The sequence below is a fragment of the Paenibacillus sp. RU5M genome, from assembly GCF_900221055.1.
In the GTDB taxonomy this organism is placed as follows: Bacteria; Bacillota; Bacilli; order Paenibacillales; family Paenibacillaceae; genus Paenibacillus; species Paenibacillus marchantiae.
In genome coordinates this window covers 717,009-732,531 of the sequence record NZ_OBQM01000003.1, presented here as the reverse complement: position 1 = coordinate 732,531, position 15,523 = coordinate 717,009, and the positions used below count along the sequence as shown (strand labels likewise).

Genomic DNA, 15,523 nt, shown 5'->3' with positions numbered 1-15,523 from the left:
CTGCTCCACCACTTAGCTTAACGAGAACCCTTTTGTACCTTGACAATGATTACACCCCCATAAAATAAAAACACTAAAGCAATAAATGCTTTAGTGTCCTAATGGAATGGAAATATGAAATTACGCAAGTCGACTGAATGTAAGTCTTCCGTTTCCACCTCATACCCCCACCCCTTCCATGTTTTTCCGTTAAGTAATTTTACATTACGTGAGACTAAATTGCAATTACCGTCAATATTAAATCTGCAAGCAATTTCAATAAGTTATAATATGATTTACGATGAGCCGTATCAAAGAGCTACCTTGCCGCTTTACAAACAACAAAAAAATCATAACCCCTCAAGCCAACAACGCCTGTTCAATCTGATCCACAATGCCATTGATGCCTGTTGGTCCATAACAGCCGATCCATGTCGCGGCATCGACCGAGTGTATGTGCTGGCGCTCACTCGCATCGAGCATCCCCCAGACACGTTGCTCTGTCGCGGATATTATTCCCTCTTGCATCATTTCATTGCTAAGCAAAAAATAGTGGCTGGCATGTACAGCTGGTAGTCTTTCAACTGAAATATGATAAGCTGTGTCGGAAGTATCTGCCACAAATGATGGAGCAGGTAAACCTAGGTCACGGTACAGCACTGCACCGGTACGATGCGAGGCAGAATGTACGCGAACCAAAGAATCTAGTGGACGAATCAGTGCTACGCTCTTACCTGCGAGGACGGTTGCAAGTTCTTCTGACAGCAATGCGGTTCGTCGATGATAATCCGCAATTATTCGCTTTGCCTCTGCTCGCTTGCCTGTCAGTTCACCGAACAGGCTCAGAATGGTCTGCCAGCTCTCATTGCGTTTAAACATGAGAACTGGAGCGATCCGGCTTAACCGTTCAACGTGCTGATCATGCACCTCAGTACAAATAATCAGATCTGGAGAAAGTCGTTCCACAGCAAGCAGATCGGGGTACTCATACGTTCCGAGCAATTCGGTATGCTGAAGTCCTGCCCGGAGCGATTGAGGGAACGTTAACACTGCACTTCCCACTCCTACACTTCCTGCTGGATGCAACCCAAGCGCAAGCAGGTGATCGGCATATTGCACATCGAGTACGGCGATACGCTGTGGAGCACTGGTGACAGGATATTCACCTCGCATATGGCATATCACCGGGCCTTGGCCCGACTCGTACGAAGAAGCCAATCGATTCCGCAGCAAGGAATGAGCATAGTTTGCATCTGTTTCCGAAGCGGCAGCAAGCCGATAACGCAGCGGAGGAACGCCATAATATTTCTTAAACGCCCTACTGAAATAATACATGTCACGGTAGCCCATTTTGTCAGCAATTTCCCCAATGGGAGCATCCGTATGATGCAGCATCCGCGAAGCATTTTCCATGCGTAGCTGGATGACGTACTCCATCGGTCCGAGCTGCTTCTCTTGTTTGAATCGTCGCTGCAACTGTCTTACACTGCACCCAGCGAGGGCTGCCAGCTCTTTAAGCTCCAGATTCTGACGATAATGCGATGATATATATGAAACGACAACATCCACCATGTCGGACTCTGCTCCGCCTTGACCACATTCATACTCCATGATCAGTTCGTAGATCATCACCTGGAGCAACGCATTGGCATGAAAACGTTCCAGCCCTTCGCCACGACGCCATTTGGCAACGATTTTTTCCGCATTCTCGATCCATTCCGCTTGGGTCACCGGATTCTGAATAAACGAAGTTTGCAGTGGGTGTTTGCGATACGAGGGTATAACATGAGAGGCTCCCTCCATGGAAGAAGCCTTGTACATGATCACGATATAATAAAGTTCGTCTGATCTGGCGGTCAGCGTGAAGGATGTGCCCTCCACCACATGACAGGCAAAAGAAGCTCCAATGTGGCAAACATCACCATTCATTGCAAGCTCCCCTTCCCCTCCGCATGCCAGCAGCAACACATTTGAAGTTAATTCTGTTTCGCTAAGAACACTGCCTGTCTGCAAAGTACCGCTATACCCGTCAAGCATCTTGATCGTCGTATCACTCCAACCACTTGTCTGTTCCTGCAGCGGCATTTCTCTCATCTCCTGACAAATAGCAAAGGTAAAATGGTTGCTGTTGTCATTTTAATTGAGATTTATTCTCATTGTCAATTTTCGGACATTTTCTGCAATATTCCCCTGACATCTGATAATAAAAACAACAGGTGATCCGCTCGCTTTTGGCAACGTACCCATTGTCTTTGCATTCGGTGAAGCGAGTTAACGGATTCTTTCTCACGCCGAAAATCTGCCCGGATGCCACCTGCGTCAGATAGGCAAAGTCTGCCTGAATTTGCTCTCTTTCCTGCTCCGTCTCGTTTTCATCCGTTGTGTATAGTCGGCCAATGCGTACCATGATATTCTCCCAAAGGATACTCATGGAAAGAGGCGCAATCACAGCAAGCGTCTTTAACAGCGGTGTAAGCTGTACTGCAAACATCTCCTCGACCACCTTTTCCCGCCATACTGCCCTGTCTCCCGCTAGTCCTTCAGCCTGAAGTCCATTCACCGCTAGAAAAGGAAATCGTGTGCCGCCTTCATGATCTGAGAGCGCCGGATGATAGAGAAAGCTGTTCTCCAGCTGAAACGAAACATGCTGATGATGAAAAGTCATCGCGGTCACCAGCGGAGCCGTCCACAGATAGCCAATTCGCTTGGCTAACATGGAAGCGGCAACCTTCATGTCAGGTGCATCGATATACTCCTGAAACCAGCTGATATACTCCCGACATGCTGCTTCGTCATGCAACTCACTCAAAGCAATGGTACGGACACTATGTTCAGGCGGCTCACCAAGCAAAATCGAATGATCCTTCACTGTCTCTTTCCATGAGTCTGTCGAGAGATAATGGGTCATATTAATTCGATCCGAGCAGAGCTTCCGATGCCTGATCTACAATTAGATTAATCGCAAGCGGTCCGTAATATGCCATCCAAAGTGTTGAGTTTACGTCATACGTGCGGTTATTTTTCACTGCATCAAGGGACTTCCACACCGGATTACTTACCATAGCCTCAGCTTCTGCCGCAAACAGCTCATCTGACAGTACAAAATAACGATCTGCGCCAATCTCAGGCACCTTCTCCATTGAGATTTCAACAGAAGTATCATCCTTGATTCCCTCAACCAGTGCAGGCATATTCAAGCCCAGATCCTGATACAGAATAACACCTGTACGATGCTCAATCCCATGAACACGGATGCCTTCTTTTCTCGGACGAATAAGGGCTACCGTTTCATCTCCTATTTTCTCTGACAACTTCGCCTTCAATCCAGCGACTTTGTCCTCATATGCAGTGCGTACTTTCTCGGCCTCGTCCTGCTTGTCTGTAATCTTAGCAACTGTGGCTAACGTATCACGCCAGTCTTCGTAAAAATCAAGTACCAGGGTAGGTGCAATTTTGCTTACACTCTCGTACTGCTTCTCCTGGAAGTCCGTCATGATAATCAGGTCTGGATCTAGTGCTACAATTGCTTCCAGATTAGGCTCGTCCCGTGTACCCAGAACCTTTACATCACTCGGCTGATCGCCTAAGTATTCTGGAAAATCGGTGTTGCCTCCAGCGATAACACTGCCAGCCGGCTTCTCGCCAACCGCTAACATTTGATCCAGGAATTTGACATCAAGCACAGCAATTTTCTTTGGTTTTTCATTTAGGGTCAGCTCGCCCTTCATGTGTTTGATCGTTACGGGAAAAGCTCCGTCCGTCTGAGTTCCTTCATTCGCAGGTGTCTCCGCTGGCGTTGCCGCAGACGGTTTGCCGCTATCTGTATCTGTTCCGGCACCGCAAGCCGTCAGGACAAGAATAAGGGCCAGCATCAAGCCCATGAATAATCGTGATTTGCGAGCAGCATAGGCCTTGCTTCCGGCAGCCTGCCCCTTTGTTCCTTGATTCATGATGAATCCCCCTTATGTATAATACTGATAATGATTTTCATTATCGAAACATAAAGAGAGTATAAACGATCTCCGCATCGCGTTACCATGTACTTTTGCGACATTTGAGTCGGACTAATGCGACATCACCAGCCGCTTATCCGCCCTTTAATTTCTCAGCGATATACGCTTGCAGTCGGTAAATGTCTGAAAGAAGCTCTTCTTCCTCCGGCGTATTTCCATACTCCCCTAGCCAGCGCGGTGTGCGGATATGCCACTCGTTAGACATGTATTGCTGTTTATCTCGATACACTAGAACATGCTCCAAGAAATACTCTAAAGAGCCGAAAGATTGCTTAAGACTGTCGTTGATGATGGATTGTGTTTTCTCAATGATTGCCTGTAACATGTGCTGGATATGTTCTTCTGCATTCATAAAGTCCTCCCCTTTTCAACTGTGCAAAAAAAAGAAAGGCCCTCCTTCTTCCCATGGGGAATCAGACAACCTTCCGTTGCTTTCTGTTTTTCCAATGATAATCTTTAATCGTTTAATTTACTAATCTCCTTCAATCTCTTCTACTTAACTTCTTAAATGCCGCGTATTCCTGCTCGGAATTCATATAACTTAATATCTTTTCCGCACATGCAGCTGAGCTAAGCTCTTCCGTGTTCACTTCCAGATCATATTCATTATAGGAGTATATGTAGTCGAACTGGGAATGGGCGAGTCCAATCGCACGATCTCCCCTGCTCTGCTCTCTTCTGGTGAGTTCTTCTTTCGAGCAGTGTACACCTACAAACAATATCGGATAATCCGATAGTAAATCATAAAAACCATTAAACCACTTGTCATTGCTGATGACCGTATCCACGATGACATTCAAACCCATTTCCGAAAACAGTTTAATGGTTGCATAGTACAACGAATTGATGGGGTCGAACAGGATATCTGTCATCACATGGTGCTCTACTTCTCTAGTTGGTTTCATATCTGGGTATGTATTGTCGATAAACTGATCATAATTTTGGGCAAATTGATCTACAGACAGATGATGAAACGGAACCTCTCCCTGATTTTTCAATTCCATCGCGATGCTCGTCTTTCCCGCACTTGACGTACCATTTAAAAATATAATGAGTCCTCGTTCCATATCAATCACCCTTATCATTAAAATTGGCATTACCTTTCAGATCACATTGTTGTTTTGCTAAGTTCGAGCTAACCTGTACACTTAATTGGGCTATTACCATGGTGTTCTACCCCATTTCCCGCGTAGGAGCAAATATACGAATTCGCTTAATGTCCCATATATATTATTAGACGAAGAGAGGACTAATCCTCCATCTCCGACAGGTTGTCTTAAGGCTTGAGTGGCCGAGGATCTCCTGAATCTTCTTATTTTGGTACGCAAAAAGGCAGCTTCTGCATTACACATCGCTGCCTTTTTGCTTATTAACTTTTTTCAAACAGACCTATCCAGCGTTATGATGTTCAACCTTTTATACCGCTAAATGTAATGCCGCTAATAAACGTCTTTTGAAGAAAAAAGAACAAAACAATTATAGGTAATGTCATCAAGGTGGATACGGCCATTAATAGACCCCATTCAGATCCCTTTTGACTCTGAAATTGCTGCAATCCGAGCGAAACCGTGTAAGATGGTTCATTGGTTAAATAGAGCAAGGGGCCCATGAAATCAGTCCAGCTCCCCATAAATTGAAACAATGCCACGGCTAAAACGGCGGATTTGGCTAGTGGAAACATGATCTGTAAATATATGCGGAACTCACTAGCGCCGTCTAAGCGGGCCGCTTCGCGCAGGGCATCAGGCAGTCCCATGAAAAACTGCCGCAGTAGAAAAATGTAAATGGGCACTCCAAAAAATTGGGGTACAATCAGTGGAAGAGATGTTCCTACCCAACCTAATTTAGTAAACAGCAGGAATAGAGGAATCATCGTCACCTGTCCGGGGATCATCATCACAGCAAGGGTAACAAAGAAAAGTATACCTCTCCCACGGTACTCTAACTTGGCAAAACTATAGGCAACCAAGGGACAGGATATGATCACACCAAGCGTACTAACGATTGTTATAATCGCCGTGTTTTTCAGATATGTCCAGAAAGGGATATACTCGACGGCACGGGAATAATTACTCCACAGAATTGGATGCGGAATCCACTCTGGTGGGAATGTAAAGATTTGTGTGAGCGGTTTAAGAGAAGTCGAAAGCAGCCAAATGAACGGAATAATGAAAAATGCAGAAGCAACAATTAGACATAAATAAGCTAACGCACGATTGATTCTTTTGATAGCGGTAGGATTCATCCCTTACTTCCTCCTCCTTATTTCCCTTGATAATGAACCCAGCGTTTAGATGTAATAAAAATAATTCCGGTTAATGCCATAACGATAATAAATAAGATCCAGGCCATTGCGGAGGCATAACCCATTTTGAAATACCTGAATCCGTTCTCATATAAATACATGACGTAAAAAGTCATGGAATTTGCAGGAGTTCCTTGCCCTTTGGTCAACGTATAGGGAAGAGTAAACTGTTGGAATGCACCGATCATTCCCATGACAAGGTTGTAGAAAATAACGGGAGTGAGCAAAGGCAGGGTTACCTTTCTCGTTTTCTGAAACCAGTTAGCTCCATCGATTTGTGCTGCTTCATAGTACTCATCAGGGATATCTCCTAATCCAGCAAGGTAGATGACGACGGCTTGCCCAATACCCCAAAGCGACATCAAGATGAGCGAAGGCTTGGACCACGATTCACCACCAAGCCAAGAAGGCCCATCGATACCGATATTCGCTAACATCCCGTTCACCAATCCGAAGTTTGGATGTAACAACCACATCCACAGAACAGCCAATGCCACTTGTGGAACAAGTGTAGGCAAGAAAAAGATCGTTCTGAATATAGCCATTCCCTTGACCTTCATATTCAACATCATAGCGAGTGCCACACCGAAAAATATACTTAATGGAACAAAAAATACCGTGAAATAAAGCGTGTTGTATATGGATTTCCAAAACAAAGGATCATGATATAGATCTATATAATTACTCATTCCGACAAATTCACCAGGCTGCAGAATGCTGTAAGTAGTGAAGCTGAAGTAGATGGACATTAGCATCGGAATTGCATAAAAGCATAGCAGCCCTATAGCCCAAGGTGAAGCAAACAGCCACCCAATCACGTTAGTTCTGTGGAGTGCTCGTTTCCTTGCCGATGGAATTGCGTTTACTTGAACTGAATCGGCCAGTTTCGCCATGTGCATTCTCCTTCCAAAAGTCATTCATTAATAGGCAAGGAGAGAGAGGTTCGCTTCGCTCCCTGCCTACCGAGCACCCTATTTGTCGTATTTTTCTAAAGCCTTATTAATAGTCTCTGTTACTCTATCCAGGTTCTCTTTCGGAGTACCGTTACCGCGGGTAGCCTTTTCCGTAGCGGAAGCTAACTCATTCCACAACAGCTGTCCTTCAGGAATAACCGGGCGGTTGTGTGAATTGGGCAAAATATTAATAAATTCCTTCATAATCGGATCGTCCTTGTAACCGTATTTGTCATTAACCGAATCGATAACGGAAATTTGAGAGTCAGCGTTTAATAACGTTTGCCCCTCTTCTTTCCCTAAGAATTCGAGGAATTTCCAAGCAGCAGCAACGTTCTTGGCGCCTTTAGGGATAATAGCGGACCCGCCTCCCGACCATGTCGTAAAATTAGTACCTGTTGGGGTCGGTATTGGTGCAACACCGTAATTTAAATCCGGCTTAAATTTTTCGATACCCTTCACCGTAAAGTTTCCACTTATCTTCATGCTGACTTGACCGGAAATGAACGGATCCATTTCCTCCGTGCCAGCTGCGCTTGTGAATCCGGCAATATCCTCGACATTGTATTTTTTGCCGAAGTCGGCCATCCATTGTAGCGCTTCAACGACTTTAGGATCATTTGCGGTAATTTTGCCGGTGGCAGCGTCCTGGAATTCTCCTCCAAATGCCCATCCCCAAGTATACAACCAGCCCTGTGAATACCATGGGATGAACCCGATCCGTTTGAAACGTTTACCTTCCTTGATGGTTAACTTTTCGGCGGCAGCTTCAAGCTCGGCGATCGTTTGTGGTGGTTTGTTGGGATCCAGCCCTACTTCTTTGAAATGATCCTTATTGTAAAATAGCAGGCGAGAGTCCGTATCCATCGGCATTGCATAAAGCTTTCCTTGATAACTGGACTCCTCCCAAGCAAATGGATAATACATTTCCTTACGAATTCCAGATTCTGCTGCCATCGAGGATAAGTCAGTCAGAGAATCTTGCGCAGCCCAAGTACCGACCTTAAAACGGTCGAAAAGTGCAACGTCAGGAGGATTGCCGCCTGCGACTGCAGTCAGCAGCTTCTGATCGGATCCCTCGCTGGATTCTGTATAAACCAATTTCATTTTGATGGTAGGATTTTTCTCTTCAAATGCCTTCACGACTTTATTCAAATTATCTAAATCAATGGAGGTAAGACCATGCCACATCGTTACCGTTGTATTCCCCTCTCCGGCCTGATCGCTTGAGTCTCCCTTCGTTGAGCAAGCGGTTACAAGTAGTGACATAGCCAGAAAGTAAACAAGAATTGGAAATGCGAATTTTTTGGATCTCCTCATTCAAAGTCCCCCTTAAGTTAAATTAATTAGTTTAACTTGAATTCCTATAGAATCCACTCCATTTTCTGATCAATCCACATTTTATGTAAGCGCTAACAAGACTGGTGATATGAACTATTAAAATCAGAAAATGATGAACAAAGTGAATTTGTTATAAGAATCCTACTGGCTATACTAATTATACTCAGTATATTAATATGACATCACGAAGCATGTCAATTGCAATATTACGACATAAATATTCATGACGTATGGTTATAATTAGATATATAAATCGACGTTTCAAGGTTCGTTAATCTCCCAGGTAAGGAAGGTCCATGCTTCGAAGTTTATTTCTGATATCAAAAAAGGTGCCGATAAGCCCCCGGGGACTTCTCGACACCTTGAACAATATGCTTGCTTTTGTTGAGCTGCGCTTGTATTAACCCTACCTGTTATTTTTCACGACCATACGATGTTCAATGATGTTCAGCTCGGGAACTGCTGTTCCATGCAACTGAGAGATTAGCATATCCACTGCCAATTCACCCATCTGATTCTCATCCTGCTTAATATGTGTGAAGATGGGTTGACCCAAGTGATCGTTCAGGGAGTCGAAACAAACAATCTCGAATTCCTCCAAAGATTTCCCCATGGAGTGGATGACTTGAGCCAGCATGGTAGCTATTAGAAATTCCGACGCGACAAACGCCTTTACATCAGGGTGTTGTTTTAAAAAATGCTTTACTGTTTCTTTATCACTATCAATCGCTGTCCCGTTTATGTTCATGGGAAGGGTGCCCTTCAAGTTCGTCAATACATAATCTTTGTTCAAGTTCATTCCTTCTTGGGTGAAGGCAAACGTATATCCGAGCAGCCTTTCCTCCAATGTTGAAGTGTTCTCTTCCGGCGGAGATAAAAAGGCAATTTTTTTATGACCTTTGCTAATCAGATGCCGCGTAAGATCCATGGCTGCTTTCTTATTGTCTGTGTATACCGAACAAACCGGAATTCCTTTTAGATATCTATCGACCAAAACGATTGGAAACCGATCTAATACAAGTCGAAGCAGCTCCGAATTATAGTGTTGACCATGAATGGGGGTCACGATTAATCCTTTGATGCCCAAACCAATAAATAAGTCGATCGCGCGTTTTTCCTCATCCCGATCCCCGCAAGTTCGTTTAATAATGAGTTGATAATTATGCTCAGCACTCCGCTTTTCCATCGATCTAAGAAGTTGTAAGCCAAACTCGTCAGAAAAATTCGGTATAATAAAACCGATCAACCGCTTATCATCCTCAGGCACCAAGGTCGTTTTTACCTCTGAGTATTGCTTCGGTTCTTGTCCTCCAATTATACCATCGGCCACATATGAACCTTTTCCTTGTATTCGATTAATAACCCTAGAATCTGCCAATTTCTCCAGAGCCTTTTTAGATGTAATACGACTGACGCCAAATTTTTCAGCCAACTCTTTTTCAGAAGAGACTCGGTCTCCTTCTTTTAATCGACCTTCTTTAATCTCTTGTACAATATAGACATATATCTGCTCGTATAAATGCAATTCCACAAAACCACCCTGACATCATAATATTAATATACTAAGTATATTACACAAGAAGTAATTCGCAAAGTTACTCAGATTACCGACGAATTCTGTGGCATGGCGTTTTCAAAGTCTATTGTGTCAGACCTCTGCTTACAGTTAGACCCCATGGTAGGGTCATGGAATAAACAGTCTTTAGTCGACAGCCGATTCCCGTTTATCTTAGTGGATACGATGGTATTGAAGGTCCGTGAAGAAAACTCTCCAACCCCAAACAAACAAAAAAAAGCCGTCCCTCAAAATATATTCATACCTTGAGGGGCAGCTTATCGATACACTGCTGATTATTTAGATAGCTCTTCCTTGACCATAAGCTGACGGGCATATTCATTCAGATCGATAGACTCGCCCCCGTTCAGCCGTGATTTTTCAGCTGCGAATGCGATCAGATGACTCCGGACGGAAGCTGCAGCCGAGGTCAGGCTTTCCTGGCCGTTATAGTGACGCACCTCATTCAGAAAATTCCTCACAATGCCGCTGTCTCCCCCACCATGGCCACTGGTTTGAGAAGGGATTGTGATTTCTGTTTTTTGATGTGTCAAAAAGTCGTACACCGTAATTTGATCTTCCTCACCACGAAGTTCTCCTTTCGTCCCCATGATCTGGATTCTACGTTCCTGCTCAAATGTAAAGCCGCACATACTGAACATGGCCGTAGCTCCACCTTCAAATTCCATATTCACAACCTGATGATCTACCACATTATTGTCACTCCGGTATACACACCGGCCGTAATCGGTATCACGCAAGCCCTGTATGATATTCGGCTTTGTCAGCTCCTGTGTAAAATGTCCTGCCCAACCCCTGAACTGGTCACTCAAATAAAATCTTGGTGCAGAATACGCGCAGGTTGGTTCTACGGCACAATCCAAGCATCTGTCAGCGGAACCTTCCGGTGCATTGCCTTCATGAAAATGTTTAAGAGATCCGAACGAACTGACCTTCAGGCAAGGTTGATCCACGAGCCAGGATAATACGTCCATATCATGGCATGACTTGGACAGGATCATCGGGCTGGATGTGTTGGAATTGTTCCAATTTCCTCGCACGAAGCTGTGGGCAATATGCCAGTAACCCACATTCTCATTCAACTGAATGGAGACAATTTCTCCGATACGTCCTTCTTGTATCACCTTCTTGATTGTATTCCAGAACGGTGTGTACCGCAGCACATGGCAGATCGTCAGCAGCCGGTCATTATCTCTGGCCGCTTGTTCCATCTCAAGACATTCCTTCGGATCAGGAGACATCGGCTTCTCCAGCATAACATGATACTTCTTATCTAAAGCCTGCATGGTTGGGCCATAATGCATTCTGTCCTGTGTACAAATAACCGCAATATCAGCCAGCTTAGGTTCAGCCAACAGGGGCTCCCAAGTCTCATAACAGTGTTCCGGCAGAATCCCGTGCTTCTCAGCAAATCTTGCTCTTCTCACTGGATCGGCTTCGGCAACCGCAATGAAGGTAAGCTCATGCGGATAATCAAGTGCATAGGGTGCATAGCCACCCGCTCCCCTCGCACCTGCTCCAATCAGGACTGCTTTCAATTGACTCATATTTGTTCACTCCTTTATGATCTGAAATCTACGGATGAACCTTCTAATCCGCTTGAGTATAACGGTCTGCTGCTGATTGATAGATCGCTACATATCGTTCTACGCCCATCTTTTGGAGAGCTGCCACATATTGATCCCAATTGTCAAAGGATTCATTTCCAGTAATGAATTTATCACGCATTTCATCTACATACGTTTCAATATCCGTCTGGAAAGTGGTCAGATCCCGCTGCTCTTCCTGTGTGAAATTAAATGGAGGCCATATTTGATCTTGTGGTAAGATGTGAGGCTCTGCTTTTTTCGCATTATCAACCGAAGTTGGCAGACCTTCAGCACCCTTGAAGTATTTCTGCTTCACAAAACCAGGGTAATATCCACCCGGCCAAATCAGGTATTGACCTACCGCCTGGTCTAGATTAAGGCCATCCGGGTTGTTTTTGATATTATCGACATAGTCTACGTTCCCGTCTGCGTCTTCTTTATACGTCTCATCTTTCCAGCCCATGAAGAACGTTTTGATGCCCTCATCGCTATAGAAATAATCCATCCAGCGGATCATGGCCTCTGGGTTTTGGGCTTTATCTGTCAATACGAACATCCCGATATTACCGAGTGGAGAACCATAGGCATTGTATTTCTGATCGCCATGAGGACCCTTCAGTACTGGCATGCCAACATAACCTTGCTGATTGTATATCGCAACCGGATCGACATTATCCACGACACCGATCAGGCCCTCCATACCTTTAGCATCCACTTCCGTACTCTTAACAGATACAATATCCTGCTCGAGCAATCCGTCCTTGTAGAGCTTATTCACGAATTGTAGCAGCTCCTTGTACTGGGGATCGGTTGGAATAAAGCGTACTTTATCCGTCTGAGGATCTGTATCAATGTTAATGTTGGAGGTTCCATGATTATTCAACCCAAATGAACCTCTCAGGTAGTTCACCACACCAGCCGTTCCCACACCGCCCCAGGCTATCTCGTCCTTCTGCCCGTTGCCGTTCGGGTCCTTTTCTTTAAAAGCTTTCAACATAGTATAGAAGTCATCTAATGTCTGCGGTTCCTGCATACCTAATTTATCAAGCCACTCTTGCTTCACCCAAGGTGTCCCGTACAGAACCGACTTGAATTCCGGATCATACAAGGTTGGCAACCCATATATGTTACCATCCGGCATCGTAATCCCTTTGCCAATAACTGGATACTTCTTCATTAGTGCCTTAAAGTTAGGCGCGTATTGGTCGATCAGATCATTCAGAGGAATGAATGCACCTTGCTTGCCGTATTTCAGCAGATCCGATCTGGAAAACGCCGAGGCGTAGAACAGCTCCGGGTAAGCGCCGCCTGCCAGCAGGAGATTGCGTTTTTCCTTCAAATTATCCTTCTGCACCGTATCCCACTGGATATGAACATTGGACATCTTCTCATACTCTTTCCAGAGTCTGAGATCGTTCCAGTCTGCATTGGCAAAAAACTTTCCGGCAAATCCGCTTACTGTAATGGTGTCATTTACGATCGGAAATCCGCTCGCATTGACGTTGCCATTGGCAGCTCCTTTATCCTTGCTACTTCCCGAATCAGCATCCTTAGAATTGCACCCGGCCAGCATCGAAACGGACATGATACAAACCAGAGCGATACTCCCCCACTTTTTGAGTGTCATTCTTATTCCTCCCTTTGTCCCATCGTTATCCATACAAGGAATCATCCTTTAATGGCACCAATCATTACGCCTTTAACAAAATATCTTTGCAGGAAAGGATAAAGCAGGAGCACCGGTATATTGGCAACGACGAGTACAGCATATTTGATGCCTTCCACTTCCCTTTGCTGCTTAATCGCAGACTCGGTTGACATTTTGACCATATCGTTCGTCTGCCCTTGAATCAGAATTTCCCGCAAAATGAGTTGAAGTGGAAACTTGTCCTTGTCTGACAGATACAACATTGCGTTAAAGAAGGCGTTCCAGTGCCCAACAGCATAGAACAGAATCGTCACCGCTATTATGGGCATGGATAATGGCAGGATAATCCGGGTTAACGTTTGAATATTAGAGCAGCCATCAATCGTCGCCGCCTCATGCAACTCATTTGGAATCGATTGCTGGAAGAATGTCCGCATAATGATGATGTTCCAGATCGAAACGGCATTTGGAATGATCATGACCCACAACGTGTTTAACATGCCAAGGTTTTTGATTAGCATATAGGTTGGAATTAATCCGCCACTGAAGAACATCGTGAAAACAAACAGGGCCATGATGGCATTGCGGCCTATAAAATCCTTTCGAGATAGCGGATATGCAGCCAGAATCGTCATGACGAGATTAATCAGCGTCCCTACTGACGTATAAATCAGTGTATTGGTATAACCTCTGAGGATATCTTTGTTCTGAAAAATCTTCTCGTAAGAATGGAAATTGATCCCCTTAGGCCATAGGAACATTTCACCACGCAGGACGGCCTGCGGATCGCTGAACGAAGCACTTAACACAAAAACAAGCGGGTAGATAACAATGAGCGTAATTATAATTAACAAAAAATGGTTAATTATATTAAAAATACGATCTCCTCTAGATTCAACAAGCATGCATCAGCAACCCCCTTACCATAGGCTCGTTTCACTCATACGTTTTGAGATCTGGTTAACAGTAACTAATAAGATGAAATTGATTATGGAGTTAAACAGACCAATCGCCGCCGAGAAGCTGTATTCAGCATCTTGTATCCCGCTCCGGTAAACGTAGGTAGAGATAATGTCCGAGGTTTCTAAATTCAGTGTGTTCTGCATCAGCAGGACTTTCTCGAAACCAATACCCATGATGCTTCCGATATTTAAAATGAACAAAATGATAATTGTCGGCATAATACTTGGTATATTAATATGCCATATCCGCTGCAACCGGGTTGCCCCATCCACACGCGCTGCTTCATGAAGCTGAGAGTCCACGCCGGCTAATGCCGCCAAATAAATAATCGAGCTCCAGCCCATGGTCTGCCATACATCCGACATCACAAACAAGGTCTTGAACCAGGAAGGCTCAGACAAGAAATTAATGGGATTACCGCCAAACATACCAATGAAGTGATTAATGATTCCGTATCGCGGCGATAAAAACATCATCATCATGCCTACGACCACGACGGTTGATAGGAAGTGCGGCGCATAGGTAATGGTCTGAACAAATTTTTTAAACTTTTCCGCCCTTACCTCATTCATCAGAAGCGCCAAAATGATAGGGACTGGAAAACCTACTGCCAAGCTGTACAACCCAAGTCCAAGCGTATTTTTAATTAATCTCCAGAAGAAATAACTGTGAAAAAAACGTTCAAAATGTTCAAAACCGACCCAGGGGCTTCCCCAGATTCCCTTCGTTGCAATGAAATCCTTAAACGCGATTTGAATGCCATACATCGGCAAGTACTGAAAGACAAGGTAATAAGCAACAACTGGTGAGATTAACAAATAAAGCTGCCAATTTCGTAAAATCGGGTTCCACTTTTGACGTCTTCTTCTCTTCTTTTCATGTACTGCATTCATTGCAGGTTGTACAGTTGTATTGGCCATGAACATCCCCCCTGGAATCGTTACTACAATTCTGCCTGGCAAAATGTCTTTGTGTTAAACCACCAGCGTCCTTACGCTGCTCGAAGCAGTTCCCACCTTTCTTTTTTGATTTCTGAGATTTGATTTGAAGTACTTATATGTTAGAAGTTATTACACAAAGTGAGTGGATAACGTTAATAAATGAGTTCATCATCTACCGCAAGGGGATTTATTTTTTGGATATATATTTGGATATA

The 15,523-nt window shown here is 44.4% G+C and carries 13 protein-coding genes and 1 pseudogene; 1 reads left to right on the top strand and 13 read right to left on the bottom strand.

Annotated features, from left to right (window positions below; genetic code table 11):
* Positions 1-339: 339 nt before the first annotated feature.
* The 9 genes from CRO25_RS13960 to CRO25_RS13920 form a co-directional block, all read right to left on the bottom strand.
* Complete coding sequence (locus CRO25_RS13960; protein WP_079695371.1) at positions 340-2,064, bottom strand: helix-turn-helix domain-containing protein; 1,725 nt, start codon at positions 2,062-2,064, stop codon at positions 340-342.
* Positions 2,065-2,110: 46 nt separating this feature from the next.
* On the bottom strand, positions 2,111-2,887 hold the full coding sequence (locus CRO25_RS13955) for an IucA/IucC family C-terminal-domain containing protein (RefSeq protein WP_079695370.1): 777 nt from the start codon (positions 2,885-2,887) through the stop codon (positions 2,111-2,113).
* A 1-nt stretch (position 2,888) separates the two neighbouring features.
* A complete protein-coding gene (locus CRO25_RS13950) occupies positions 2,889-3,929 on the bottom strand; it encodes an ABC transporter substrate-binding protein (RefSeq protein WP_079695369.1) in 1,041 nt (346 codons plus the stop codon).
* A gap of 136 nt (positions 3,930-4,065) precedes the next feature.
* A complete protein-coding gene (locus tag CRO25_RS13945) occupies positions 4,066-4,344 on the bottom strand; it encodes a hypothetical protein (RefSeq protein ID WP_079695368.1) in 279 nt (92 codons plus the stop codon).
* 130 nt (positions 4,345-4,474) lie between these two features.
* Entirely contained in the window at positions 4,475-5,059 is a 585-nt protein-coding gene (locus CRO25_RS13940) for a chloramphenicol phosphotransferase CPT family protein (protein ID WP_079695367.1), read from the bottom strand.
* Positions 5,060-5,400: 341 nt separating this feature from the next.
* On the bottom strand, positions 5,401-6,237 hold the full coding sequence (locus CRO25_RS13935) for a carbohydrate ABC transporter permease (RefSeq protein ID WP_063564008.1): 837 nt from the start codon (positions 6,235-6,237) through the stop codon (positions 5,401-5,403).
* Positions 6,238-6,254: 17 nt separating this feature from the next.
* Complete coding sequence (locus CRO25_RS13930) at positions 6,255-7,190, bottom strand: carbohydrate ABC transporter permease (protein WP_079695366.1); 936 nt, start codon at positions 7,188-7,190, stop codon at positions 6,255-6,257.
* Between the two features lie 78 nt (positions 7,191-7,268).
* Entirely contained in the window at positions 7,269-8,570 is a 1,302-nt protein-coding gene (locus CRO25_RS13925; RefSeq protein WP_079695365.1) for an ABC transporter substrate-binding protein, read from the bottom strand.
* 427 nt (positions 8,571-8,997) lie between these two features.
* Positions 8,998-10,122 (bottom strand): GntR family transcriptional regulator, encoded by a 1,125-nt coding sequence (locus CRO25_RS13920; RefSeq protein WP_079695364.1) that lies wholly within the window; start codon positions 10,120-10,122, stop codon positions 8,998-9,000.
* Between the two features lie 57 nt (positions 10,123-10,179).
* On the opposite strand from CRO25_RS13920, the pseudogene CRO25_RS13915 reads away from it, so the two are divergent.
* Positions 10,180-10,356: pseudogene (locus tag CRO25_RS13915) on the top strand (transposase); the annotation flags it as partial.
* Positions 10,357-10,442: 86 nt separating this feature from the next.
* On the opposite strand, the gene CRO25_RS13910 reads toward CRO25_RS13915, so the two are convergent.
* The 4 genes from CRO25_RS13910 to CRO25_RS13895 are packed head-to-tail and all read right to left on the bottom strand — an operon-like array spanning position 10,443 to position 15,287.
* On the bottom strand, positions 10,443-11,714 hold the full coding sequence (locus CRO25_RS13910) for a Gfo/Idh/MocA family protein (RefSeq protein WP_079695362.1): 1,272 nt from the start codon (positions 11,712-11,714) through the stop codon (positions 10,443-10,445).
* 43 nt (positions 11,715-11,757) lie between these two features.
* A complete protein-coding gene (locus CRO25_RS13905) occupies positions 11,758-13,383 on the bottom strand; it encodes an ABC transporter substrate-binding protein (RefSeq protein WP_079695361.1) in 1,626 nt (541 codons plus the stop codon).
* Between the two features lie 41 nt (positions 13,384-13,424).
* Positions 13,425-14,309, bottom strand: a complete 885-nt coding sequence (locus CRO25_RS13900) for a carbohydrate ABC transporter permease (protein ID WP_079695360.1) — start codon at positions 14,307-14,309, stop codon at positions 13,425-13,427.
* Positions 14,310-14,324: 15 nt separating this feature from the next.
* Positions 14,325-15,287, bottom strand: a complete 963-nt coding sequence (locus CRO25_RS13895) for a sugar ABC transporter permease (RefSeq protein WP_079695359.1) — start codon at positions 15,285-15,287, stop codon at positions 14,325-14,327.
* Positions 15,288-15,523: the final 236 nt, after the last annotated feature.

Excerpts from the sequence above, each read along its gene's own strand:
- CRO25_RS13960 (WP_079695371.1), bottom strand. The coding sequence starts at position 2,064 with ATGCCGCTGCAGGAACAGACAAGTGGTTGGAGTGATACGACGATCAAG.
- CRO25_RS13955 (WP_079695370.1), bottom strand. The coding sequence starts at position 2,887 with ATGACCCATTATCTCTCGACAGACTCATGGAAAGAGACAGTGAAGGAT.
- CRO25_RS13950 (WP_079695369.1), bottom strand. The coding sequence starts at position 3,929 with ATGAATCAAGGAACAAAGGGGCAGGCTGCCGGAAGCAAGGCCTATGCT.
- CRO25_RS13945 (WP_079695368.1), bottom strand. The coding sequence starts at position 4,344 with ATGAATGCAGAAGAACATATCCAGCACATGTTACAGGCAATCATTGAG.
- CRO25_RS13940 (WP_079695367.1), bottom strand. The coding sequence starts at position 5,059 with ATGGAACGAGGACTCATTATATTTTTAAATGGTACGTCAAGTGCGGGA.
- CRO25_RS13935 (WP_063564008.1), bottom strand. The coding sequence starts at position 6,237 with ATGAATCCTACCGCTATCAAAAGAATCAATCGTGCGTTAGCTTATTTA.
- CRO25_RS13930 (WP_079695366.1), bottom strand. The coding sequence starts at position 7,190 with ATGGCGAAACTGGCCGATTCAGTTCAAGTAAACGCAATTCCATCGGCA.
- CRO25_RS13925 (WP_079695365.1), bottom strand. The coding sequence starts at position 8,570 with ATGAGGAGATCCAAAAAATTCGCATTTCCAATTCTTGTTTACTTTCTG.
- CRO25_RS13910 (WP_079695362.1), bottom strand. The coding sequence starts at position 11,714 with ATGAGTCAATTGAAAGCAGTCCTGATTGGAGCAGGTGCGAGGGGAGCG.
- CRO25_RS13905 (WP_079695361.1), bottom strand. The coding sequence starts at position 13,383 with ATGACACTCAAAAAGTGGGGGAGTATCGCTCTGGTTTGTATCATGTCC.
- CRO25_RS13900 (WP_079695360.1), bottom strand. The coding sequence starts at position 14,309 with ATGCTTGTTGAATCTAGAGGAGATCGTATTTTTAATATAATTAACCAT.
- CRO25_RS13895 (WP_079695359.1), bottom strand. The coding sequence starts at position 15,287 with ATGGCCAATACAACTGTACAACCTGCAATGAATGCAGTACATGAAAAG.